The 21,051-nt window shown below is 59.1% G+C and carries 17 protein-coding genes; 7 read left to right on the plus strand and 10 right to left on the minus strand.

Annotation, left to right across the window (positions count from 1 at the left end; translation table 11 throughout):
• Positions 1-377: 377 nt before the first annotated feature.
• The 3 genes from LRK71_RS12570 to LRK71_RS12580 form a co-directional block, all read right to left on the minus strand.
• Positions 378-1,109 (minus strand): NAD(P)-binding domain-containing protein, encoded by a 732-nt coding sequence (locus tag LRK71_RS12570; RefSeq protein ID WP_232404178.1) that lies wholly within the window; start codon positions 1,107-1,109, stop codon positions 378-380.
• A 1-nt stretch (position 1,110) separates the two neighbouring features.
• Positions 1,111-3,156 carry an NADH:flavin oxidoreductase gene (locus LRK71_RS12575; protein WP_232404179.1) on the minus strand — a complete coding sequence of 682 codons (2,046 nt, stop codon included), beginning with the start codon at positions 3,154-3,156 and terminating at the stop codon, positions 1,111-1,113.
• A gap of 89 nt (positions 3,157-3,245) precedes the next feature.
• Positions 3,246-4,808: a trimethylamine methyltransferase family protein gene (locus LRK71_RS12580; protein WP_232404180.1), complete on the minus strand. Its 1,563-nt coding sequence runs from the start codon at positions 4,806-4,808 to the stop codon at positions 3,246-3,248.
• 105 nt (positions 4,809-4,913) lie between these two features.
• Here LRK71_RS12580 and LRK71_RS12585 point away from each other — a divergent pair, with 105 nt between their 5' ends.
• The gene (locus tag LRK71_RS12585) at positions 4,914-5,543 is read left to right on the plus strand and encodes a TetR/AcrR family transcriptional regulator (RefSeq protein WP_232404181.1); all 630 of its coding nucleotides are present in this window, start codon (positions 4,914-4,916) and stop codon (positions 5,541-5,543) included.
• 287 nt (positions 5,544-5,830) lie between these two features.
• Here LRK71_RS12585 and fdhF read toward each other — a convergent pair whose 3' ends face one another.
• From fdhF to LRK71_RS12600, 3 genes are read right to left on the minus strand one after another with little or no spacing between them, the layout of a single operon-like run.
• The gene (fdhF, locus tag LRK71_RS12590) at positions 5,831-8,605 is read right to left on the minus strand and encodes a formate dehydrogenase subunit alpha (RefSeq protein WP_232404182.1); all 2,775 of its coding nucleotides are present in this window, start codon (positions 8,603-8,605) and stop codon (positions 5,831-5,833) included.
• Between the two features lie 3 nt (positions 8,606-8,608).
• On the minus strand, positions 8,609-10,351 hold the full coding sequence (locus tag LRK71_RS12595; RefSeq protein WP_232404183.1) for an NAD(P)H-dependent oxidoreductase subunit E: 1,743 nt from the start codon (positions 10,349-10,351) through the stop codon (positions 8,609-8,611).
• Between the two features lie 54 nt (positions 10,352-10,405).
• Positions 10,406-11,305 carry a LysR family transcriptional regulator gene (locus tag LRK71_RS12600; protein ID WP_232404184.1) on the minus strand — a complete coding sequence of 300 codons (900 nt, stop codon included), beginning with the start codon at positions 11,303-11,305 and terminating at the stop codon, positions 10,406-10,408.
• 579 nt (positions 11,306-11,884) lie between these two features.
• Between LRK71_RS12600 and LRK71_RS12605 the strand changes: the two genes are divergently transcribed.
• The 4 genes from LRK71_RS12605 to LRK71_RS12620 all read left to right on the plus strand — a co-directional run bounded on the left by LRK71_RS12605 (position 11,885) and on the right by LRK71_RS12620 (position 15,836).
• Positions 11,885-12,454: a hypothetical protein gene (locus LRK71_RS12605; RefSeq protein ID WP_232404185.1), complete on the plus strand. Its 570-nt coding sequence runs from the start codon at positions 11,885-11,887 to the stop codon at positions 12,452-12,454.
• Between the two features lie 50 nt (positions 12,455-12,504).
• Positions 12,505-14,370, plus strand: a complete 1,866-nt coding sequence (locus tag LRK71_RS12610) for a methyl-accepting chemotaxis protein (protein WP_232404186.1) — start codon at positions 12,505-12,507, stop codon at positions 14,368-14,370.
• Between the two features lie 232 nt (positions 14,371-14,602).
• Complete coding sequence (locus LRK71_RS12615; protein WP_232404187.1) at positions 14,603-15,286, plus strand: DsbA family oxidoreductase; 684 nt, start codon at positions 14,603-14,605, stop codon at positions 15,284-15,286.
• 148 nt (positions 15,287-15,434) lie between these two features.
• On the plus strand, positions 15,435-15,836 hold the full coding sequence (locus LRK71_RS12620) for a hypothetical protein (protein WP_232404188.1): 402 nt from the start codon (positions 15,435-15,437) through the stop codon (positions 15,834-15,836).
• Here the strand turns inward: LRK71_RS12620 and LRK71_RS12625 are convergent.
• Both LRK71_RS12625 and uvrB read right to left on the minus strand, forming a co-directional pair.
• Complete coding sequence (locus LRK71_RS12625; RefSeq protein WP_232404189.1) at positions 15,833-16,351, minus strand: YdcF family protein; 519 nt, start codon at positions 16,349-16,351, stop codon at positions 15,833-15,835. The genes LRK71_RS12620 and LRK71_RS12625 overlap by 4 nt on opposite strands.
• Complete coding sequence (gene uvrB / locus LRK71_RS12630) at positions 16,348-18,579, minus strand: excinuclease ABC subunit UvrB (RefSeq protein WP_232404190.1); 2,232 nt, start codon at positions 18,577-18,579, stop codon at positions 16,348-16,350. The genes LRK71_RS12625 and uvrB overlap by 4 nt, the downstream gene beginning before the upstream one ends.
• 187 nt (positions 18,580-18,766) lie before the next feature.
• On the opposite strand from uvrB, the gene LRK71_RS12635 reads away from it, so the two are divergent.
• Complete coding sequence (locus tag LRK71_RS12635; protein ID WP_232404191.1) at positions 18,767-19,078, plus strand: ETC complex I subunit; 312 nt, start codon at positions 18,767-18,769, stop codon at positions 19,076-19,078.
• Positions 19,075-19,578, plus strand: coding sequence for a GNAT family N-acetyltransferase (locus LRK71_RS12640; protein WP_232404192.1), 504 nt, complete (start codon positions 19,075-19,077; stop codon positions 19,576-19,578). The genes LRK71_RS12635 and LRK71_RS12640 overlap by 4 nt, the downstream gene beginning before the upstream one ends.
• Positions 19,579-20,049: 471 nt before the next feature.
• On the opposite strand, the gene LRK71_RS12645 is transcribed toward LRK71_RS12640, so the two are convergent.
• Complete coding sequence (locus LRK71_RS12645; RefSeq protein WP_232404193.1) at positions 20,050-20,250, minus strand: hypothetical protein; 201 nt, start codon at positions 20,248-20,250, stop codon at positions 20,050-20,052.
• Positions 20,251-20,641: 391 nt separating this feature from the next.
• Positions 20,642-20,851 carry a hypothetical protein gene (locus LRK71_RS12650; RefSeq protein ID WP_232404194.1) on the minus strand — a complete coding sequence of 70 codons (210 nt, stop codon included), beginning with the start codon at positions 20,849-20,851 and terminating at the stop codon, positions 20,642-20,644.
• Positions 20,852-21,051 lie beyond the last annotated feature (200 nt).

Below are 21,051 nucleotides of genomic sequence, written 5' to 3' on the forward strand. Positions count from 1 at the left end.
CCCGCCTCATTCTGCCAATAAGTGCCCCGGTCTCTCCCGAGCGTCTCAACCGTCTCTCCGGCCCGTCCGGCCGCCGAAGCAACCCACCAGACCGCGTCGCCGCTGCCGGTAGAGGGGGTTCTAAGTATAACCGGCAGCACCCGCAACCCAAAAACCAAGCAAATCGCAACTTTCCGCAACAGAAATGTGAAAGTTAAACAATATCAACATATTACACGGAGAAAAAACCCGCAAACCTCACCTAAATACCGCCCAGAACCCTTGCCACAAACCACAAACATCCCAAACCAGCACTTACCCACAACATTACCCACAGACTCACTCCCGAGTCGCGCCAAACATGCGAAAGACCCGCGCTAAATCTGACAGACACACCCTCAAGCCTTGGCCTCAAGGGAGGTCAGCCCGGCCAGCAGGGCCGCCCCCTGCCCCGCGTCGTCCATATGTTGGCGGAGCCGCTGATTATAACCGCCCGGCGTGTTCAGCACGGCAAGCAGGGTTTCGGCGTCGCTCTGGGACAGGCTGGTTGCCACCAGCATCCGCAGGAAGGCCTCTCCTTTCGTGGGGTCAGACACACGCGCCCCCAGCCAGGCGGCGGCGTCGGCCAGCTGACGCGCCACCGGAGACAACACGGCCTGTGCACAGAGGTAGGCGTCCAGCTCAACCGCATCCTCCAGCGTAAAGACGGTATTGGCAGGGGCGAAGATCCGCTCCAGCAAAGCGGTATCCCCCAGCGCCATGATGGCAGAGCCCCCCTGGGCAATGCTGGGGAAGGGCATCATCACCGCCCCGGCCCGGGCCGGGGCCACCAGGGAAGCAACCTGTGCAAGATCCGCCCCCGCCATAAAAGAGACCACCTGCAGCCCGCTGGGAAAGGTCAGCGCTCCGAGGATTTCCGGCGCGTCCCCAAGCATCAGCCCGAGAAACACCACCTCACTCTGATCGAGGATCTCTTGCAGCCCGGCGATCGTCACTTCGGGATACTCTGCTGCCAGGGGTTCAGATCGGGCGGCCGAGCGCGCAGAAATGCGAATATGATGGCCCTGCCCCGTCAGGCCACGCACCACGGCTGAGGCTATTGCCCCGGTACCGATGAAGCCCAGTTTCATGTCAGATATCCTTTAGCAGGCGCAGCGCATCGTAGATTGCGGCATGAGTATTGCGGGCGGCCACCGCATCGCCAATGCGAAACAGCTGAAAGCCGCCGTCAGGATTGGTGATGATGTTCTGCACCCGACCTTCGATCAGGGCAGTCTGATCGACCTCGCCACGGTTTGAGGAGAGCTCTTTGAGATCAAAATACAGCTCGTCCAGCGGCAGGGTGCCATAGTTTACCACCACCTGATCATACTGTGCCAGCACCCGGTGGTCACTGTAATCGGTGCCAATGCTGGCCAGAAGCTGGTTGCCCTGTTGTGCGACAGATAGCAAGCGCCGGGCGATGGTGAAGGTGACATCCTTGTCCTGCAGCGCACGCATATAGGGCACTAGATTCATCGCCATGATGTCTGGAGCAAAGCTGCGATCGGGCGTCATGATTTCCACCTGCGCCCCGGCATTTGCCGCCACCTCGGCGGCCATCAGGCCGGGGTGATCGCCGCTTTCATCGTAGACCAGCACATTGGCACCGGGTTTCACGTCGCCTGAAATGATATCCCAGCTGGAGAATACATTTGCCGCCTCGGCGCTGGTTTCATGCAGCATCACATTGGCCATTCCGCCAGTTGCCACAATCACCACATCCGGGTTCAGCGCCGTCACATCTGCCGCCTCGGCCCAGGTGTTGAAGCGGAATTCCACATCACGCGCGGCACATTGCGCCATACGCCAATCGATGATCGAGATCATTTCGGCCCGGCGTGGGTTCTGCACTGTCAGACGGATCTGCCCGCCGGGATCAGGCTGCGCCTCAAACACGGTGACGGCATGGCCGCGTTCGGCAGCGACCCGTGCCGCCTCTAGCCCCCCTGGGCCTGCGCCGACGATCACAACTTTCTTTTTCTCGGGCGCTGGCGCAACCTCGTGCGGCATCGACAGCTCGCGCCCCGTGGCGGCATTGTGAATACATAGGGCTTCGCCCGCCTGATAAATCCGGTCCAGACAATAGGTAGCACCAACGCAGGGGCGGATATCATCCTCGCGGCCTTCGATGATTTTTCGCACCACATGTGGGTCGGCCATATGTGCCCGCGTCATCCCCACCATATCCAGTAACCCCGCTGCCACCGCATGGCGGGCGGTGGCCACATCGGGAATTTTTGAGGCATGGAAGGTTGGCATCCCGGTGGCGGCGCGCACCGATCCGGCAAAATCCAGATGCGGCGCATTCTTCATGCCCTGTACCGGGATCATATCGGTCATCGCCGGATCGGTGTGGATCCGGCCACGATTGACGTTGAAAAAGTCGACCTGGCCGGTTGCTTGCAGGATCCTGGCGATCTCTACCCCCATTTCAGGGGTGATACCGCCCACATGGGCCTCATCCGGGGCGAAGCGCACCCCAAGCACGAAGTCCTGCCCCACCCGCGCCCGCACGGCGGCAATGATATCGGTGGTCAGACGCATCCGGTTTTCCAGAGTATCCTTGCCATAGATCCCATCCAGGTCATTGGTCAGCGGCGAGATGAACTGATCCAGCAGATGGCCATGGGTCATGATTTCGACCCCGTCCATGCCGCCTTCCTTCATCCGCTCTGCCGCGTCAGCAAAGTCAGAGATCACCCGCGCAATATCCCAATCTTCGGCCAGTTTGGGAAACGCATGATGCGCAGGTTCCCGGTGGCGGGTAGAGGAAACCGCCGGCAGCCAGTCGCCCTTGTTCCAGTGTGTGCGTCGGCCCAGGTGGGTCAGCTGGATCATCGCCGCCGCGCCATGCGCATGCACCTGGTCGGTCATATTGCGGATCCAGGGTACCACCTCGTCCTTATAGGCGAGGATATTGTTAAACACCGGCGGGCTGTTGCGTGACACAGCGGCCGAGCCGGCCGTCATGGTCAGGGCCACCCCGGCCTTGGCGCGTTCAGCATGATAGGCGGCATAGCGCTCTTTCGGCATTCCGTCTTCGGGATAGGCGGGTTCATGGCTGGTCGTCATGATCCGATTGCGCAGAGTCAGATGTTTCAGCTTATAGGGCTGCAGCAGCGGGTCGTTAGACATGGCGGGTCTCTCCTGGGACGGGCCTTGGGGTACGTTCAGTGAAACGGCACACGGCTGTAAAGTACAGTCCCGGTTGCCAAGGCATGTGATTAGTACCAGGCGTCTGGCACAGCGGTCTTGGTCTTGGTGATGAATTCCTGCAGCGCCTCGTCCGTGCCGGGATCCATCGCGGGCGGCTGATACTGGGCCAGCTGCGCCTTCCAGCGAAGATTGGCCCGGGTTGCCGCGTCAACGCCGCCCTGCTCATCCCAGGTTTCCCAAGGCTGGTGATCATCCAGCGCACTGTCCCAATAGGCAGTCTGGTAATGGCGCAGAGTGTGCTGGGTAGCAAAGAGATGCTGCCCTGGTCCGCCCTCGGCCAAAGCGTCAAAGCCAAGCGTGTCCTCTGTGACCTCGAACCCTTTGAGATAGGCATGCAGTGCGCCGCAGAGATCGGCATCCAGGATGAATTTTTCGTAAGACATCGACAACAGCCCATCGAGAAACCCGGCCGAGTGCAGAATGAAATTGGCGCCACATTGCACCGCCGACATCATCGACATCATGGATTGCTGCATCGCCTGCCCGTCTGGCAGCTTGGAGGTGGAAAAATTGCCGGCGCAGCGCAGCGGCAGCTTCAACCGGCGCGCCAGTTGTCCCATGGCCAGCGACCCCAGCGCCGGTTCAGGCGTGCCGAAGGTTGGAGAGCCAGTGCGCAGCGACATCGAGCTGATGAAAGAGCCCAGAACCGCAGGCGCGCCAGGGCGCACCAACTGGGTGATGGCACAGGATACCATGCTTTCAGCCAGACACTGCGCCACCGATCCCGCAATGGTCAGCGGTGAGACCGCACCACCCAGCAAAAACGGCAGGTGAATCGAGCCCTGCCCCGCCGCCGCATAGGCACGGATGCCCCGCGTCGTCACCCCATCCAGCACCAGCGGCGAGGTGGTGTTGAAATTCCCCATGATGACGCAATTCTGGTCAACGAATTCAGCGCCAAACAGAATACGGCACATTTCTATACTGTCTTCGGCCCGTTCCGGCGCGGTAATCGACCCCAGAAACGCCCGGTCAGAATAGCGCATATGGGCGTAAACCATATCAAGGTGACGTTTGTTCACTGCCACATCTGTTGGCTCGCATATGGTGCCACCGGAATGATGCAGATTGGGGCTCATCTGCGCCAGTTTCACAAAGTTCTCAAAATCCGTGATGGTGCCGTAGCGCCGCCCCCCGTCCAGATCCATCACAAAGGGCGATCCGTAAGAGGGCGCAAAAACCATGGCATCACCGCCGATCTCTACGCTGTTGGCGGGGTTGCGCGCCATCTGGGTAAAGCGCTGTGGCGCCGTCGACAGGATTTGCCGGATCATGCCCGGCTCGAACTTTAGGTTCCAGCTATCAGCCGTGAGATCCGTAACCCGCGCCCCCGCCGCACGAAACAGCGCCACCACCTCGGGATCTTCGCGAAACTCGATACCGATCTCGGCCAGGATACGGTCAGCCGTAGCCTCTATCTGCACCAGGCTGTCTTCCGACAGGATATCATAGGTCGGGATTTTTCGGGTGATGAAGGGCGTTTTCAAGTATGTGTTCTGCCCCGGCTCTGCCGAGCGCCCGTCGCCGCGTCGCGACCGCCGCCGTCGTGATGCCACCTGTGCTTCGACCATATCGTTCCCTCCATCCTACGCCATTAACTTGACACAAGTGTCAAGTTAACATTCAGACCTGTCAACTTCGTTGCGACACGGCGATGTCGGTGTTAGGACATTGGCATGACATTTCAGGACCAATCCCGCCCGCCGACCTCTGCCGAGGCGTGGCTGACAGCCGCCTATGACGCGCTGACCCTTTCAGGTGTGGAAGCGGTGAAAATCATGCCTCTGGCAAAACGGCTGGGCGTGTCGCGCACCAGTTTCTATTGGCATTTCAAGCACCGCGAGGCCCTGCTGGAAGCAATGATCCAGCACTGGGAGGACAAGAATACCGGCACCCTGGTCGCCCGCACAGAGGCCTATGCCGCAAATGTCTGCGAAGCGATCTTCAACCTGTTTGACTGCTGGCTCGACGCCGATCTGTTTGACTCCCGGCTGGATCTGGCGATCCGCAACTGGGCGCGCAAGGATGCCGCGCTCCAGCACCGGCTGGACCTGGCGGATGCCCGCCGCGAACAGGCCATGGCCGCCATGCTGGAACGCTTTGGCTATAGCCCCAAAAGCGCGCTGGCCCGCGCACGCACCATGGTCTACACCCAGATCGGCTATATTTCGATGCAGATCCACGAACCGGAAGATCAGCGTCTTGCGCTCATGCCCGACTATATCGAAGTCTTCACCGGCCAGCGCCCGACCCAGGTGGATATTGACCGCTTCATGGCACGCCATCAGCCCGCCACAGGGTCGTGAATTCATCCTGACGGGCACGAATATGCGCCTTGGGAACCAGTGCCAGGGCCGCCTTCGACGCGGCCTCATCGCCGGTGTAAAGCCCCCAGTCGAAACGCGCGCCGGGAAAAGCGCCTACCCTGTTCGCGTGACACCGCGCCCATAAAAGAGGGGCTCCCGCCCGTCGCATGAGGGCCCAAAGGCCCCTCTGCTCCCGTTGGGCCCGGCGAAAGCAAAAAGGGCGGCGCAAAATAAAAGAGGCGGCATCTTTATGACACCGCCTCGCTGATTGGCCTGGCCTTGGCAGGTTATTCTGCCGCCACCTGGTCATTGGCCTTTTCAACCCTGACGGCTGCAAATTTGAACTCCGGGATTTTGCCATAGGGATCCAACGCCGGGTTGGTCAGGATATTGGCAGCAGCCTCGACATAGGCAAAGGGAACAAAGACCATGTCTTCGGCAATGGCGCGATCGGCGCGGGCCATGATGTCAATTGCCCCGCGCCGGGTGCTGAGCCGCACCATCTCTCCCGGTTCGACCCCGAGGGCACGCAGGGTTTTAGGGTGCAAAGAACAGTTGGCTTCGGGTTCGACCGCATCCAGCACCTTTGATCGCCTGGTCATGGAACCGGTATGCCAATGTTCAAGCTGACGCCCGGTGGTCATGATCATCGGGTATTCGGCATCCGGTGCCTCGTCCGGGGCAATAACGCTGGCCGGGGTAAAGCGCGCGCGCCCATCGACACGGGGGAAGCCATCGCCAAAGACAATCGCCTGACCGGGGTCGGTGTCATGCAGAGAGGGATAGGTAATGGTCTCTGTCTCCAGCCGGTCCCAGGTGATGTTGTTCAACGATTTCATGTTGAGCTTCATCTCGGCAAAGACCTCAGAGACATCTGCATAGTCCCAGGGCAGGCCAATGCGCTGCGCCAGATCTACCGTGATCTTCCAATCTTCGCGCGCATCGCCAGGGGGCGGCACAGCCGGGCGAACCCGCTGCACTTGACGGTTGGTATTGGACACGGTGCCGTTCTTTTCATAAAGCGCCGAGGCCGGCAGGACGATGTCGGCGTAGTTCGCCGTCTCGGTCAGAAAGATATCCTGCACGATCAGCAGATCCAGCTTGGCAAAAGCCTCGCGGGCGTGATCCACATCCGGGTCCGACATGGCCGGATTTTCGCCCTGAATATACATGCCCTTGATCATACCGGCATAGGCCTGATCGACGATCTCGGTCACGGTGAGGCCCTTTTCATTTGAAAAGTCACCGCCACCCCAGACATCGGTGAAGGAGCGGCGCACATCATCCGAGGTGACGCTTTGGTAATCAGGCAGGAACATAGGCACCAGGCCGGCGTCCGACGCCCCCTGTACATTGTTCTGGCCACGCAGCGGGTGCAGACCGGCGCCAGGTTTGCCGACATTGCCGGTCATCAGCGCCAGGGAAATCAGGCAGCGCGAATTATCGGTGCCGTGAATATGCTGCGAGACCCCCATGCCCCAGAAAATCATCCCGGCATTGCCCTTGGCAAAGAGCCGCGCGGTGCGGCGCAGCTGTTCGGGCTCGATGCCGCAGATCTCGGACATCTTTTCTGGAGTAAAGTCTTTCAGGTGAGCCTTTTCGGCCTCCCAGTTTTCGGTACGGTCGCGGATATAATCGGCGTCATACAATTCTTCTTCGACGATCACATTCATGATGGCATTCAGCATCGAGACATCGGCACCGGGGCGGAATTGCAGCATCTCGGTTGCATAGCGCCGCATGCCCACGCCGCGCGGATCCATCACGATCAGCTTGCCGCCGCGCTTGGCGAACTGCTTGAAATAGGTCGCCGCGACGGGGTGGTTTTCAATTGGGTTGGACCCGATGATGATCGCCACATCGGCGTTTTCGATCTCGTTGAACGTCGCGGTCACCGCACCAGAGCCGACATTTTCGATCAGCGCCGTAACTGACGAGGCATGGCACAGACGGGTGCAATGGTCGACATTGTTGTGCTTGAAGCCCTGGCGGATGAACTTCTGGAACAGATAGGCCTCTTCATTGGTGCATTTGGCCGAACCAAACCCCGCAACAGAACGCGGGTCTGCCTCGCGTAGGGCCTTGAGACGGCTACCTGCCAGATCCATCGCTTCCTCCCAAGAGGCTTCGCGGAAATGCGTTGACAGATCACCGGGATCGACATTCAGCCCCTTGGCCGGTGCATCGTCGCGGCGGATCATGGGTTTGGTCAGCCGGTGCGGATGGTGGATATAGTCAAAACCAAAGCGACCCTTGACGCAGAGGCGGCCTTCGTTCGCGGGGCCGTTGATACCCTCGACATATTTGACCTTGCCGTCCTTGACCTTGAGGCTGACCTTGCAGCCCACGCCGCAGAAGGGGCAGACGCTTTCGGTTTCAGAGTCAAATTCCTTGCTGTCGCCGACCTGATTGTCATCAACCACCGTCGCAGGCATCAGCGCGCCTGTCGGGCAGGCCTGCACACATTCGCCGCAGGCCACACAGGACGAGGCCCCCATAGGATCAGCGATATCAAAGGTCGGATAGGCATCATGGCCCCGGCCCGCCATGCCGATCACGTCATTGACCTGCACTTCGCGGCAGGCCCGCACACAAAGACCACAGGAAATACAGGCGTCTAGATTGACCGACATCGCCACATGGCTGTCATCCAGCAGCGGGATGCGGCCCTGCTCCAGCTTGGGGAAACGCGACTCTGAAACCCCGTTCAGATCGGCCATGTCCCACAGGTGGCTGGACTTGTCATGCGCCTCTTCCTGCTTGGGCTGGTCTGCAACAAGCAGCTCCATCACCATCTTGCGGGCGTTTTCTGCCCGCGCATTATTGGTGGTGACCACCATGCCCTCGCTGGGTTCGCGAATGCAGGAGGCCGCCAGCGTGCGCTCACCTTCGATTTCCACCATGCAGGCACGACAATTGCCATCGGGGCGATAGCCGGGCTGCGGTTTGTGGCACAGGTGCGGGATCTTGAGGCCCCGGCCATTGGCGACTTCCCAGATGGTGAGGCCAGATTCGACGGTGACGGTTTCACCATCAAGGGTAAAAGTAATATCAGTGCTCATGGCTCACACCTCGTCCGGAAAATGTTTGATGGTCAGGCGGATCGGGTTGGGGGCGGCCTGGCCCAGCCCACAGATCGACGTATCGACCATGGCGGCGCTCAGCTCTTCCAGCAGGCCCTGATCCCATTTTGCTTCGCCCATCAGTTTGACCGCCTTTTCGCAGCCCACCCGGCAGGGGGTGCATTGGCCACAGCTTTCATCTTCAAAGAACCGCAGCATGTTAAGCGCCGCATCGCGGGCGGAATCCTGATCGGACAGCACCACCACAGCGGCCGAGCCAATAAAGGTGCCATGCGGTTGCAGAGTGTCAAAATCCAGCGGCACATCATGCAGCGAGGCCGGCAGCAGACCGGACGACGGCCCCCCCGGCTGATAGGCCTTGAAGGTATGACCCGCCAGCATGCCACCGCTTGCCGCGATGATATCGGTGATGGTGGACCCTGCAGGCAGCAGGTGGACGCCGGGGTTTCGCACGCGGCCAGAGACCGAATAGCTGCGCAGGCCTTTGCGGCCGTTCTTTTCAACACTGTTCAGGCACTCGGGCCCTTCACGGTTGATCTTGCAGATCCACAACAGGGTTTCGACATTATGCACCAGGGTCGGGCGGCCAAAGACACCCACCTGCGCCACAAAGGGGGGCCGGTGGCGCGGCTCGCCGCGCTTGCCTTCGATGCTCTCGATCATGGCACTTTCTTCACCACAGATATAGGCACCCGCGCCGCGGCGCAGATCAATATAGCCGGGCTCAACGAGGCCAGCATCTTCCAGCTCCTTGATTTCAGTTGCCAGGATCTGCAGCACCGCCGGATATTCGTCACGCATGTAGATAAAGGCCTTGTCGGCCTCTACGGCCCAGGCGGCCATCAACATGCCCTCTAGGAACAGATGCGGCGTGCGTTCCAGGTAATAGCGATCCTTGAAGGTGCCCGGCTCTCCCTCGTCGCCATTGACTGCAAGGTAACGCGGGCCTTCATTGGCACGCACAAAGCCCCATTTGGTACCCGATGGGAACCCGGCCCCGCCAAGACCACGCAGGCCGGCCTCTTTGATCCTGGCCTGGACGTCTTCCCAGTTTCCGTTGGCGCGCAGCTCTTGCAGAACTGTGTATCCGCCCCCGGCCTCATATGCGGCAAACCCTTCATAGGCGGGGATGTGAACATGGGTGTCGCCTGCAGCAATCGCCGCCTGCACCTTTTCCGGCGTGGCGTGATCAATGTGGTTATGGCCCAGCTCCAACACCGGAGCGGTATCGCAGCGCCCCATGCAGGGGGCCCGTAACACCCGCACTTGGGTCGCGTCCAGCCCCTGCTCCAGCGCAGATTTCAGCTGCGCCGCGCCGGCCATCTCGCAGGACAGCGAGTCGCAGACCCGAATTGTCAGGGCTGGCGGCGGGGTGTCGCCTTCGCGCACCACGTCGAAATGGGCATAGAAGCTGGCGACCTCAAAGATTTCGGCCTGGCCGATGTGCAGCTCTTCGGCCAGAGCACGGATATGGGCGGCGCTGATGTGACCAAAGGCATCCTGCACCAGATGCAGGAATTCAATCAGCAGATCCCGATTACGGGGCCGCGCCCCGAGAAGATCCAGAACTTGGCTCTGCGCCTGATAATCCAGCTGGCGGCCCTTAGGGGTATGGCGCCCCTTGCCCTTGCCGGATTTCCACACGCCTTTGCTATTGTCCAATGGTGCCACGATGATCTCCGATGTTGCACATGCCTTTGACAGCCCATCTGGGCGGCATGCCATCAGTAAATCATATCGTCAAATCCAACGTGCAGAAGGCACAATAACGATAGCTTATTACACAAAGGCGTCAACAATGCGCCGCAAAGCGGCAACCGTGGTCAGTTCCGGCGCGCGCTGCAGGCAGGCAAGACATATCGGGCGGGGCCGCGCCGTTTCCTCCTCCTCTGCGCTGTTCAGGGTCAGGGCGCGGGTGCCGCTGATCTCGCCCAGCGCCTCCACCAAAGCGCGCGGCAGGATGGTCGCAACGGCCCCGGCCCGCGCCATGACAATGGCCGACATAAATCCGCTGGATTCAGACATGATCTCTGGCTTCAGGCCCAATTCGCCAAAGATATGGTCCAGAATGCGCCGGTTCTGCATGCCAGGCTCCAACAGGCTGAGCGGCAGCTCGGCAGCGGCCTGCCAGCTGATACTATCGCCCTGCCCCGCCACCATGGCACTGGGGGCAAGCAGCACATAGGTTTCTTCGTAGAGATTGGTGATGCTGACCAGACCGGGAGGCACGCTATCCGCATAGGTCACCCCAGCGTCAATGGTACCATCCAGCAGCCGCTTCTGGATCGCCATCGAGGTCGTGACATCGGTATGCACCAGCACACGCGGATGTACCTGATGCAGCCGATTGACCACCTGCGCTGCAAAGGCCGTGGCAGTCGGCACCACCCCCAGCACCAGCGTGCCTGTCACCTCGCCGCGCGAGGCAGCGATTTCCTGATCCAGCGCCTTGGCATCATCCAGAATGCCACGGGCACGGCGCACAATCATCTCGCCCTCACCGGTCAGCCCCTGATAGCGGTTGCCCCGGCGCACGATCGACAGGCCCAGCTTTTCCTCCAGATTTCTGATCCGCATGGAAAAGGCCGGCTGCGACATGCCGCAGTCTTTTGCCGCCTTGGCAAAATGCTGATGCCGCGCCAGGGCGGTCAACAGCTGTAAGTCTCTGAGTTCTATCATCCGGCGATCATAAGGGCTGCACACAGGCAGAGGCAATCTATCCCCACAACAAAAGCCACCAACCACAGCCCATCTGACACCGCGCCACCAACAGTGATGGTTCAACCGCTCCGTAGGACAGATGTGGCCCAACCCGATCGTCATATCTACCGGTATCTGAGCGCGAAAAGCATGACGAATCATCGCTTCACGGCAGGGACAGCACGGAAAGCACAACTCAAAGATGCCCCCCCCCTCCATCGCTCGCCCGATTTCGCACCTCGCGGTCGCTTGAAAAGCTCTTTTCAGACCTTTGCAACCTAGAAACACCATTAAAACTTTCAACAACAACCGGCTATTTCCAGCTAAAATACTGTGCCGGATCAGAGACTTTCAATCCCAAGAAAACCTTTTGTACAGGGCACTTACGCTGTGAAAATCAAAGCTGTTGCACTCCTGGGTTGCCACGCATCGACGGGCTCTCTCCCAGATCACCAGCCCCGGCACCTACCCAGCGCTGTGCAGTTAAGGCCCCGGTAAACCTCTCTCCATAGGCTGGAGGAACCTAAGTCTTGGACGGACACCCCAGAGGAGCATCACATGCGTACCCTAACACTTGCGACCCTTATCACCTTGGCGGCCCTACCGGCTGCTGCATCGGAATATACGCCAGCGATGCAGAGCTATCTTGAAAACAACATCCGCAACTGGGTGCAGTCGCCTGTTCTGGTCGAAGCGATTGCCAGTCAGAACAGCCAGACTCAGGGGTTTGATCAAGCAGCCATTGACGCCATGGATACCCGCTGGCGGGCAGAAGTGGGCACGCCGGACTCATCTTTCACCAACCAGGTGCTGAACAACAGCGCCGCAGACTTCCTGCGCGAGCAGGTCGAAAAGTCAGGCGGCCGGATCACCGAGGTCTTCATCATGGATGCGCAGGGACTCAATGTCGCCGCTTCCAGCCCCACCTCTGACATGTGGCAAGGCGATGAGGCCAAATTTCAAATGACCTATAGCGTCGGCGCCGATGCCAGCCATTTTGGCGAGGTTGAATTGGATGAATCCAGCCGCCGCTATCAAGCGCAGATCTCATTGACCATCGTAGACCCCGATACCGGCGCTGCTATTGGCGCCATGACCGTTGGCATCGACGCCGAAGCCTTAATGTAACGTCTTTTTTTGCAAGCAGCCCCGGGCACAACTTAAACAAAGGTACCAAAATGAAAGCTCGCATCCCCTCGATCCCTCTATTCAAAGGCATGTCAGTCTTCATGAAGTGCTGCCTGCTGATCGCAACAACAACTCTGGTTGTGGCGGCCTCCCTTACTGTGCGCAGCGACAACACGTTTGTTGCCGCAGTCGAAAAAGGGGTCCGTACCCTGGGCATGGGTGTCACCATCACCTTGGCCTCACGGGCCGGCGGCGCCATTCGCTTTGGCGATGCCGACAGCCTCTCGGCTGATATCGACGAAATCCTGACCCTCTCTGAGCGGCGCGCCCTTTACGGGGTTGCGGTGAACAGCAAAGGCGAAGTCGTCACCACCGCCGGCGAAGCCAGCGAAGCCGAGCACGAAGCCCTGACGCAGATTGCCGCCGCCTCGGCTGCGTCTGGCACGCTGGAAATGAGCACCGATGGCTATTTCATCGCGGCCCCTGCAACAGCGGGCGCGGACGGCAGCCTGGTCGTCGGCTCTATTGCCATGATCTGGTCGCCGGAACGCGCCTTTGCAGAGGCTGCACCAGATCAGATGAAGACCTATATCTTTGCCGGGCTTGCCTTTGTCATCATGTGCCTACTTTCGGCCTTTGCACTGCGCAGAGTGCTGTCCAGACCGCTGAAAACGGTGGGGGATACCATCAATGTGATTGCCGATGGCGATTACACCCAACCGGTGCCGTTGCTGGATCGGCGTGACGAAATGGGTGCCATTGCCCGCACCATCGACAATCTGAAAACCCAGCTCACCGCCGCAAAGGCCGTGGAGGAAGAGCGCCAGGCCGCGCAGGTCTCGCAGAAGCAGGTTGTCGATCGCCTGAACCGCGCCCTGCAAAGCATGTCCGAAGGCGATTTGACTCAGTCGATCAATACCCCCTTTGAGGGCGAGTACGAGAGTCTGCGCACCAATTACAACACCACCCTTTCGACCCTGGTGAACATCATGAATGCCGTTGTCGAAAGCACCACTCGGATCCGTGCCAGCGCCGAAGAAATCAGCCAATCATCCAGTGATCTGTCGCAGCGCACCGAAAGCCAGGCGGCCACTCTGGAAGAGACCGCCGCCGCGATGGAGCAGCTTACCGTTAGCGTGAAATCCGCTGCCGATGGGGCGAAACAGGTGGAAGGCATCGTCACCGAGGCCCAAAACGGCGCCAAGCAGAGCGGCCAGGTGGTGACCGACGCGGTCAATGCCATGTCTGAAATCGAAACCTCTTCCAACCAGATCTCGCAGATCATCTCGGTGATTGACGATATCTCCTTCCAGACCAACCTGCTGGCGCTCAACGCCGGGGTAGAAGCCGCCCGCGCGGGTGAAGCGGGGCGCGGGTTCGCCGTCGTGGCCTCTGAGGTGCGCGCCTTGGCGCAGCGCTCTTCCGATGCCGCACAGGAGATCAAGCAACTGATTTCGCTGAGTTCGCAGCATGTGGCCAAGGGGGTCGATCTTGTTGGCAAGGCCGGCAGCGAGCTGGACAGCATCATCGACCGGGTTGGCACCATCTCCACCCATGTCGCAGAGATCGCCCAGGGTGCTAATGAACAGTCCACAACTCTGCTGGAAATCAACACCGGCGTATCGCAGCTGGATCATGTGACCCAGCACAATGCCGCCATGGTCGAGGAAAGCACAGCCGCCAGCCAGATCCTGCGCAATGATGCAAGCGAGCTTGCTAATCAGGTTTCAGTCTTCAAGGTGAATGCCAACAGCCCTGGCGCAACTGGCGCGCCGTCGATGGCCTCGAAGCCAACGCATGCGCCCTCCTCCGCGCCTGCGGCCCATGCAGAATTCATCAACCCAGATGAGGACTTCTTTGCGGATAACGCCGCCAACTCTAGACTGCCAAAGGCGGTGGGTTGGGACGATTTCTAAGCGCGCTCATCTGCGCTGCAAAACAGTCAACATGCATCAAAGCCGCGCTGCCCTCCGGGTGGCGCGGTTTTGCTTTTGTCCGCCCCACGCCTAAGCGTCGTTTTCAAGACGCTGTGCTTGCGCAGCCTTGCCACTGGAATGTTGCCGGACAACCGCCTATTTCACACGACAAAGACACGATCCCGCAATCCGCCCCACAATTCGCGCGATATCCCGCGCAGAAAGGCCCCAGATGCAGCCGCAAGACCGCGCGCAAGACAGCCAGACACCCCCCAACCCGCTGCGTATCGACATCGTTTCCGACGTCATGTGCCCCTGGTGCATCATCGGCTATCGCCAGCTGGCAGACGCGCTAGAGGCCACGCAGACCAAATACGACCTGCATTGGCATCCCTTTGAGCTGAACCCGGATATGCCGCCCGAAGGACAGAACCTGCGCGAACATCTCGCGGAAAAATATGGCGTAAGCCCTGCGCAGTCGGAACAGAACCGGACGCAGATCACCCAGCTGGGCCAGGATCTTGATTTCGAGTTCCGCTTTGACCCCGAAATGCGCATGCACAACACCTTTGACAGCCACCAACTGCTGCACTGGGCGGATGAGCAGGGCCGCAAGCACGAGCTGAAACAGGCGCTGTTCACCGCCCATTTCACCCATCAGCGCGATCTATCGGACCAGGCCGTGCTGGTTGAGATCGCAGGCGAAACCGGGCTGGACCGGGTAGAGGCCCAGGCAGTGCTGCAAGATCAGCGCTTTGCTGCCGCGGTACGCGAAAGCCAGAACTTCTGGCGCGGCCAGGGCATTCAGGGCGTGCCTGCGGTAATCTTTGACCAAAAACATCTGGTCAGCGGTGCCCAGGGGGTCGAGAATTTCACCAATATCCTAGAGCAACTGGCGCAGATGCGTCAGGAGTGATCCGCCGCGACCTGCGACCTCGATCTTGCACAGCAGCCAAACATCCGGGGGGGGGGCTGCCCCCCCGGATGGCCAGGGGCAAGGGGCACTTGTTTTTTCCCAGATCTTGCTGAACACTCTTCCCGAAGGATTTGGAAGGAAGATTTTTATGCCACGATTGACAAGATTTTCAAAGCCAGTGTTGGGCATGCTGACTGCGCTGATGCTGGGACCCACTGTGGCGCAGGCAGATGAGATACTGGCGGATTATATCGCCTTTATCGGTCAGGATGACCTGCACAATTCCAAGGGCACACGCCTGCGCGAACCCTGGCAGATCCTGCGGCAGGACCGCGCCAATTATCACCGCTTTGGCATCTCACAGCTTGGGGATGAGTGGGATCCGTTATTTTCAGACAAATCCAACCGCGCAGTGATGGAGAACATGATCCGGCGGGGGTCTATCGCGCCTGAGGCAGGGCGCGATATCGTGCGTGGCGGCGTTATGGTGCGGATCACTGTCTATGACAACGGCAAGCACGACTATCTGCGCGCCAGCGTCAGCCGCTAACCTGTGCCGCGCCCACCCGGAAGCCCAAACCGGGGGCGTAGCTTCCAGCAATAATACAGCAGCGCCGGGATCTCTCGCAGCCAGGATATCAGCACCCGGTGCGGTTTGGTGCCCGACATTTCCGGACAGGACATGGAGGCCGGGATCGCAAAATGGCGCGCAGTCAGGGCAGCGCGCCACCTGTGATAAAAATCGGTGACGATCAGCACGGGCGGCGCCCCCAGTTCCGCCAGGATTGGCCGGATATTCTGCATATTCTCCAGCGTATTGCGAGATTCTTCCTCGACCAGGATAGCGCAGTCGGGCACCCCATGAACCTGGCAGATCTGGCGCATCACCGAGGCTTCGCTTGGGCCGAAACGCCCCAGGCCACCGCTACAGATCACATGAGTCACCGCCGCCTTTTGATACAGCGAAACCGCATGCAGGCAGCGCCGCTGCAACGTTGGCGAGGGCGAGCCATCCGGGCGCACCGCCGCGCCGAGGATCACCGCAACAGGCCTGGCCTTTGTCATCCGCCAAACTTCTTTTGCGACTTGCCCCGATAGGCCCGCGTGCCCGCCTTGCCGCCGCTGGATCGGCCGCGCGATTTCACCGCCGCTTCCGAAGCCTTTTCAACTGCATATTGTCGTGCCAGCGGATCATCAGACACCGCCAGATCCACCGCCTCCAGGCGTTTAACCTCATCTCGCAGGCGCGCCGCCTCTTCAAACTCAAGGTTCTCTGCCGCCTTGCGCATCTCATCGCGCAACCCGTTCAGATGCGCTTCGAGATTGGCCCCATGCATTGGCTTGTCGATGCTGGCGGTGACGCGGTTCATGTCGACATCGCCCTGATACAGCCCCGCCAGAACATCTTCGACGTTCTTCTTCACCGTCGCCGGAGTGATGCCGTGTTCCTCGTTATAGGCGACCTGTTTGGCGCGGCGGCGGTTGGTTTCATCCAGCGCTCGTTCCATCGAGCCGGTGATCTTGTCGGCATACATGATGACGCGCCCTTCGGCATTTCGCGCCGCACGGCCGATCGTCTGCACCAGAGATGTTTCAGAGCGCAGAAAGCCTTCTTTGTCAGCGTCCAGAATGGCCACCAGGCCGCATTCCGGAATATCCAACCCCTCGCGCAGCAGGTTGATGCCAATCAACACATCAAAAGCCCCCAGACGCAAATCGCGCAGGATTTCGATCCGTTCCAGCGTGTCGATGTCAGAGTGCATGTAGCGCACCCGGATCCCCTGTTCATGCAGGTATTCCGTCAGATCCTCGGCCATGCGTTTGGTCAGCGTGGTCACCAGCGTGCGCAAGTCATCGGCGCTGACCTTGCGGATTTCGTCCAGCAGATCATCCACCTGCATTTTAACCGGGCGGATTTCGATCTCAGGCTCCAGCAATCCGGTGGGGCGGATCACCTGTTCGGTGAAGACCCCGCCCGCCTGGTCCATTTCCCAGGCCGAAGGCGTCGCCGAGACAAAGATCGACTGCGGCCGCATGGCGTCCCATTCCTCAAACTTTAGCGGCCGGTTATCCATACAGGATGGCAGCCGAAAGCCGTGTTCCGCCAGGGTGGATTTACGCCGAAAGTCGCCTTTGTACATGCCGCCGATCTGCGGCACCGACACATGGCTTTCATCGGCAAAGACGATGGCATTGTCCGGGATGAATTCAAACAGGGTTGGCGGTGGCTCGCCCGGGCCACGCCCGGTCAGATAGCGCGAATAGTTCTCGATCCCGTTGCAATGGCCAGCCGCCTCCAGCATTTCGATATCGAAATTGCAGCGCTGTTCCAGCCGCTGCGCCTCCAGCAGCTTACCTTCTCCATTGAATTGATCGAGACGTTTGCGCAGCTCTTGCTTGATCGAAATAACCGCCTGATTAAGAGTCGGTTTTGGCGTCACATAGTGCGAATTCGCATAGACACGGATCTGTTCGAAGCTACCAGTACGTTCACCTGTCAGTGGATCGAATTCGGTGATGGATTCCAACTCTTCACCAAAGAAGGACAGCTTCCAGGCGCGATCCTCCAGGTGGGCAGGAAAGATTTCAAGCGTGTCGCCGCGCACTCGGAATGAGCCGCGCTGAAAGGCCTGATCATTGCGTTTGTATTGCTGCGCCACCAGATCCGCCATCACCTGGCGCTGGTCGTAGTCATTGCCAACCTTCAGATCCTGGGTCATCGCCGAATAGGTCTCAACCGAGCCGATACCATAGATGCAGCTGACCGAGGCAATGATGATCACATCGTCGCGTTCCAGCAGGGCACGGGTGGCCGAGTGGCGCATCCGGTCGATCTGCTCGTTGATCTGGCTTTCCTTTTCAATAAAGGTATCCGAGCGCGCCACATAGGCCTCTGGCTGGTAGTAGTCATAAAACGAGACGAAGTATTCAACGGCGTTGTCCGGAAAGAAGCCTTTGAATTCGCCGTAAAGCTGCGCCGCCAGGGTCTTGTTCGGGGCCAGTATGATCGCCGGGCGCTGGGTCTCTTCGATGACCTTGGCCATGGTAAAGGTCTTGCCGGTGCCCGTCGCCCCCAACAGCACCTGATTGCGCTCGCCCTCTCTTATCCCCTCGCTAAGCTCAGCAATGGCGGTAGGCTGATCGCCCGCCGGGGAAAAATCTGTGTGCATGACAAAGGCCTTTCCGCCTTCCAGCTTGGGGCGTTGCACCGCATCACGCTCTGCCATCTGCACCTGCTCGCGATCTGCCTGCGGCATCTTGGCTTGCGATTTGTCTGAATGGGCATAGGGCATCCGGCTCTCCTGCTTTTGTGTGCTGATCTTGGTCTGTTTTTGTTCTTGTTCAAGGGCATTTCTCGCGATTCTGCCACTGCGTCTGTTGCAGCGGTGCAAAACGGGTTGAATACGCTGGATTTGTCATCTTGTGGCAAATGCCCATTCGGCGCATATATAGCCAAGGACGAGTCACGAGGAGACCCCCATGCGAGCGCGGATTTACCGGCCAGCCCGAAACGCCATGACCTCTGGTATGGCCAAGACCCGCAAATGGGTGTTGGACTACGCCCAGGCCAGCGCCCGCGAAGTGGACCCGCTGATGGGCTGGACCTCCTCCAGCGACACCCAAACTCAGGTACGCCTGCGTTTTGACACCAAAGAAGCGGCATTGGAATATGCCAAAGATCACGGCATTGACGTCGAGGTGGTCGAGCCCAAGCCACGCAAGGCCAATCTGCGCCCCGGCGGCTATGGCGAGAATTTCGCCACCAACCGGCGTGTCCCCTGGACCCATTGACCCGCCCTAACCAGATAGAGATCCGCGCCGCAGACCCGGCCAACCCTGATCTGCACCCGTTGATCCTAGGCAATCAGAGACATGGCGCCGCGACAGCCCCGGCGGCCAGCGATCACACCTTTGGGATCGCTGATCTGTGCCATCCCGACATCCAGTTCTTTGCCGCATATCATGCGGGCACCCCGCTCGGCTGTGGCGCGCTCAAAGCGCTACCCGATGGCCGTGCCGAAGTGAAATCCGTCTTTGTCAGCCAGTCCGCGCGAGGCCAGGGTCTGGCCCGCCAGTTGATGCAGTACCTGGCACAGGTCGCCCAGGACGTCGGCTTTTTGGCGTTGGTTCTGGAAACCGGCTCGCCGCTCTGCCCCGGCTATGACGCCGCCCGCGCACTCTATGAAGGGCTGGGCTATGACTATTGCCCCCCCTTTGGCAGCTATGTGGAAGACCCGCAAAGCGTCTTTATGCAGCTGCCCCTGACTTCAAGCAATCGCACGACGCACTGACCCGCACCGCCAACTGGCCAGCACATCACATCCAAAGCGGTGCTGTCGGCATGCCCAACGCATATAGTTGCTAGCCGTCCGCTCGCAACAGATGCGCGGCAGTTGCACAAATAATTGCCAATTGGGCATAAGTGTGCGGGAATCACTTGATGAAATCTCCCGACGCCCGGAATAATATTATTAATTCAATTACTTGCATACAGGTTGGATTTTGACGACAGCATAAGCATGCGCGTTGGAAGCATAAGCGTGCACAGCTCGGGCACCTGACGACCGATTTGAGCGTGATCTATGGCCTTGGCGCACAGAGCCGGGGCGCGGGTCATGGAATCGTTCCCCTCAGCCCAAGTGAATCCCGGATTTCACGCACAGCACTGGGCAGTCTCAAGTTACCTGTGTGAGCCGCGATAGTAACATCATGCCGACGCGCATGTTTCTCACAACGTGTCAGTTTACGTTTTTTGGGCATAGTCAGATATCAATCAGTGCAGCGCCATAGCGTTCCTTCAGGGAACGAATGAACGTGATTTCAGGCTCGGCTAGCTTGCGCCGATTGATATGCCGCCAGCTGCGCTCATAGATCTGAAGTGCGTCCTGTTCATCTATCTCACCCCGCTGCTTACGAAACCAGCACAGCGCCTGAAGCTGAGGATAGTCCGAAATTTCGATCATCATCGCTTCTCCATTCTAGCTACCAGAATGGATATTAGGCTCAGCATGGGGGTAGAGAAAGCCTTGAAAAATAAGTCCCATCAAAGGGACACTTTTTAAGGGGATTGGCGGCAATGAGTACCTGTTCAACGGTACATTTGGTCTTTTTGCCCAGATCGAGCCCCAAGTGCGACTGCCTTCTACGTCGTCGTTCTGGATGTCGAATTTTGCAAAGGCCTCAGGTGTCAAACAAGATCTGCCCCCACAGCGAAAGACGCTGCCTTGCTGAGCATTCAAAGGAGCTTACACCTCTCAGCTAGAATGTTCGGAGGCGATCCCCCCGTATCAACTGTTTTCTTCGTGCCCTCTTCCCTTTGAGCCCCTCCGGCGGTCATGCCAGTGCTCGGTAGTTTCAGTCTGCTGCACCTACCATTGATACCTCAAAGTACTTCAACACGGTGGCTAGAAGATGGGTGTGATTACCGTCAACCGCTTCTGAAAGAAATTCTTGAATATCTGCCTGAGATACCTGTGACTGTCTGGCGGCCCTTTGACACCGGGCGAGTATATCGAACGCGTTGTCGCTACAGGTGGTTAAGTCGATTTGTGCCATCTTCTTCATGCATGGTTCCCCTTATGCATCTGCTTGTGAACACTTTTCTATCAATGGAATGTTTCGCAGGGATTTAGAAAACCCTGAAGGCAAAGATATGACTCCAGTCGATCACAAGTAGAGGTTTTGTGTTCGTAGAGAAATTGGCGGCTTGTGACAGCGCTATTCAAAAGCGGGCGGATTGTAGACATTAGCTGCATGCGCACGCA

This window comes from Pseudophaeobacter flagellatus (assembly GCF_021228235.1).
In the GTDB taxonomy this organism is placed as follows: domain Bacteria; phylum Pseudomonadota; class Alphaproteobacteria; order Rhodobacterales; family Rhodobacteraceae; genus Pseudophaeobacter; species Pseudophaeobacter flagellatus.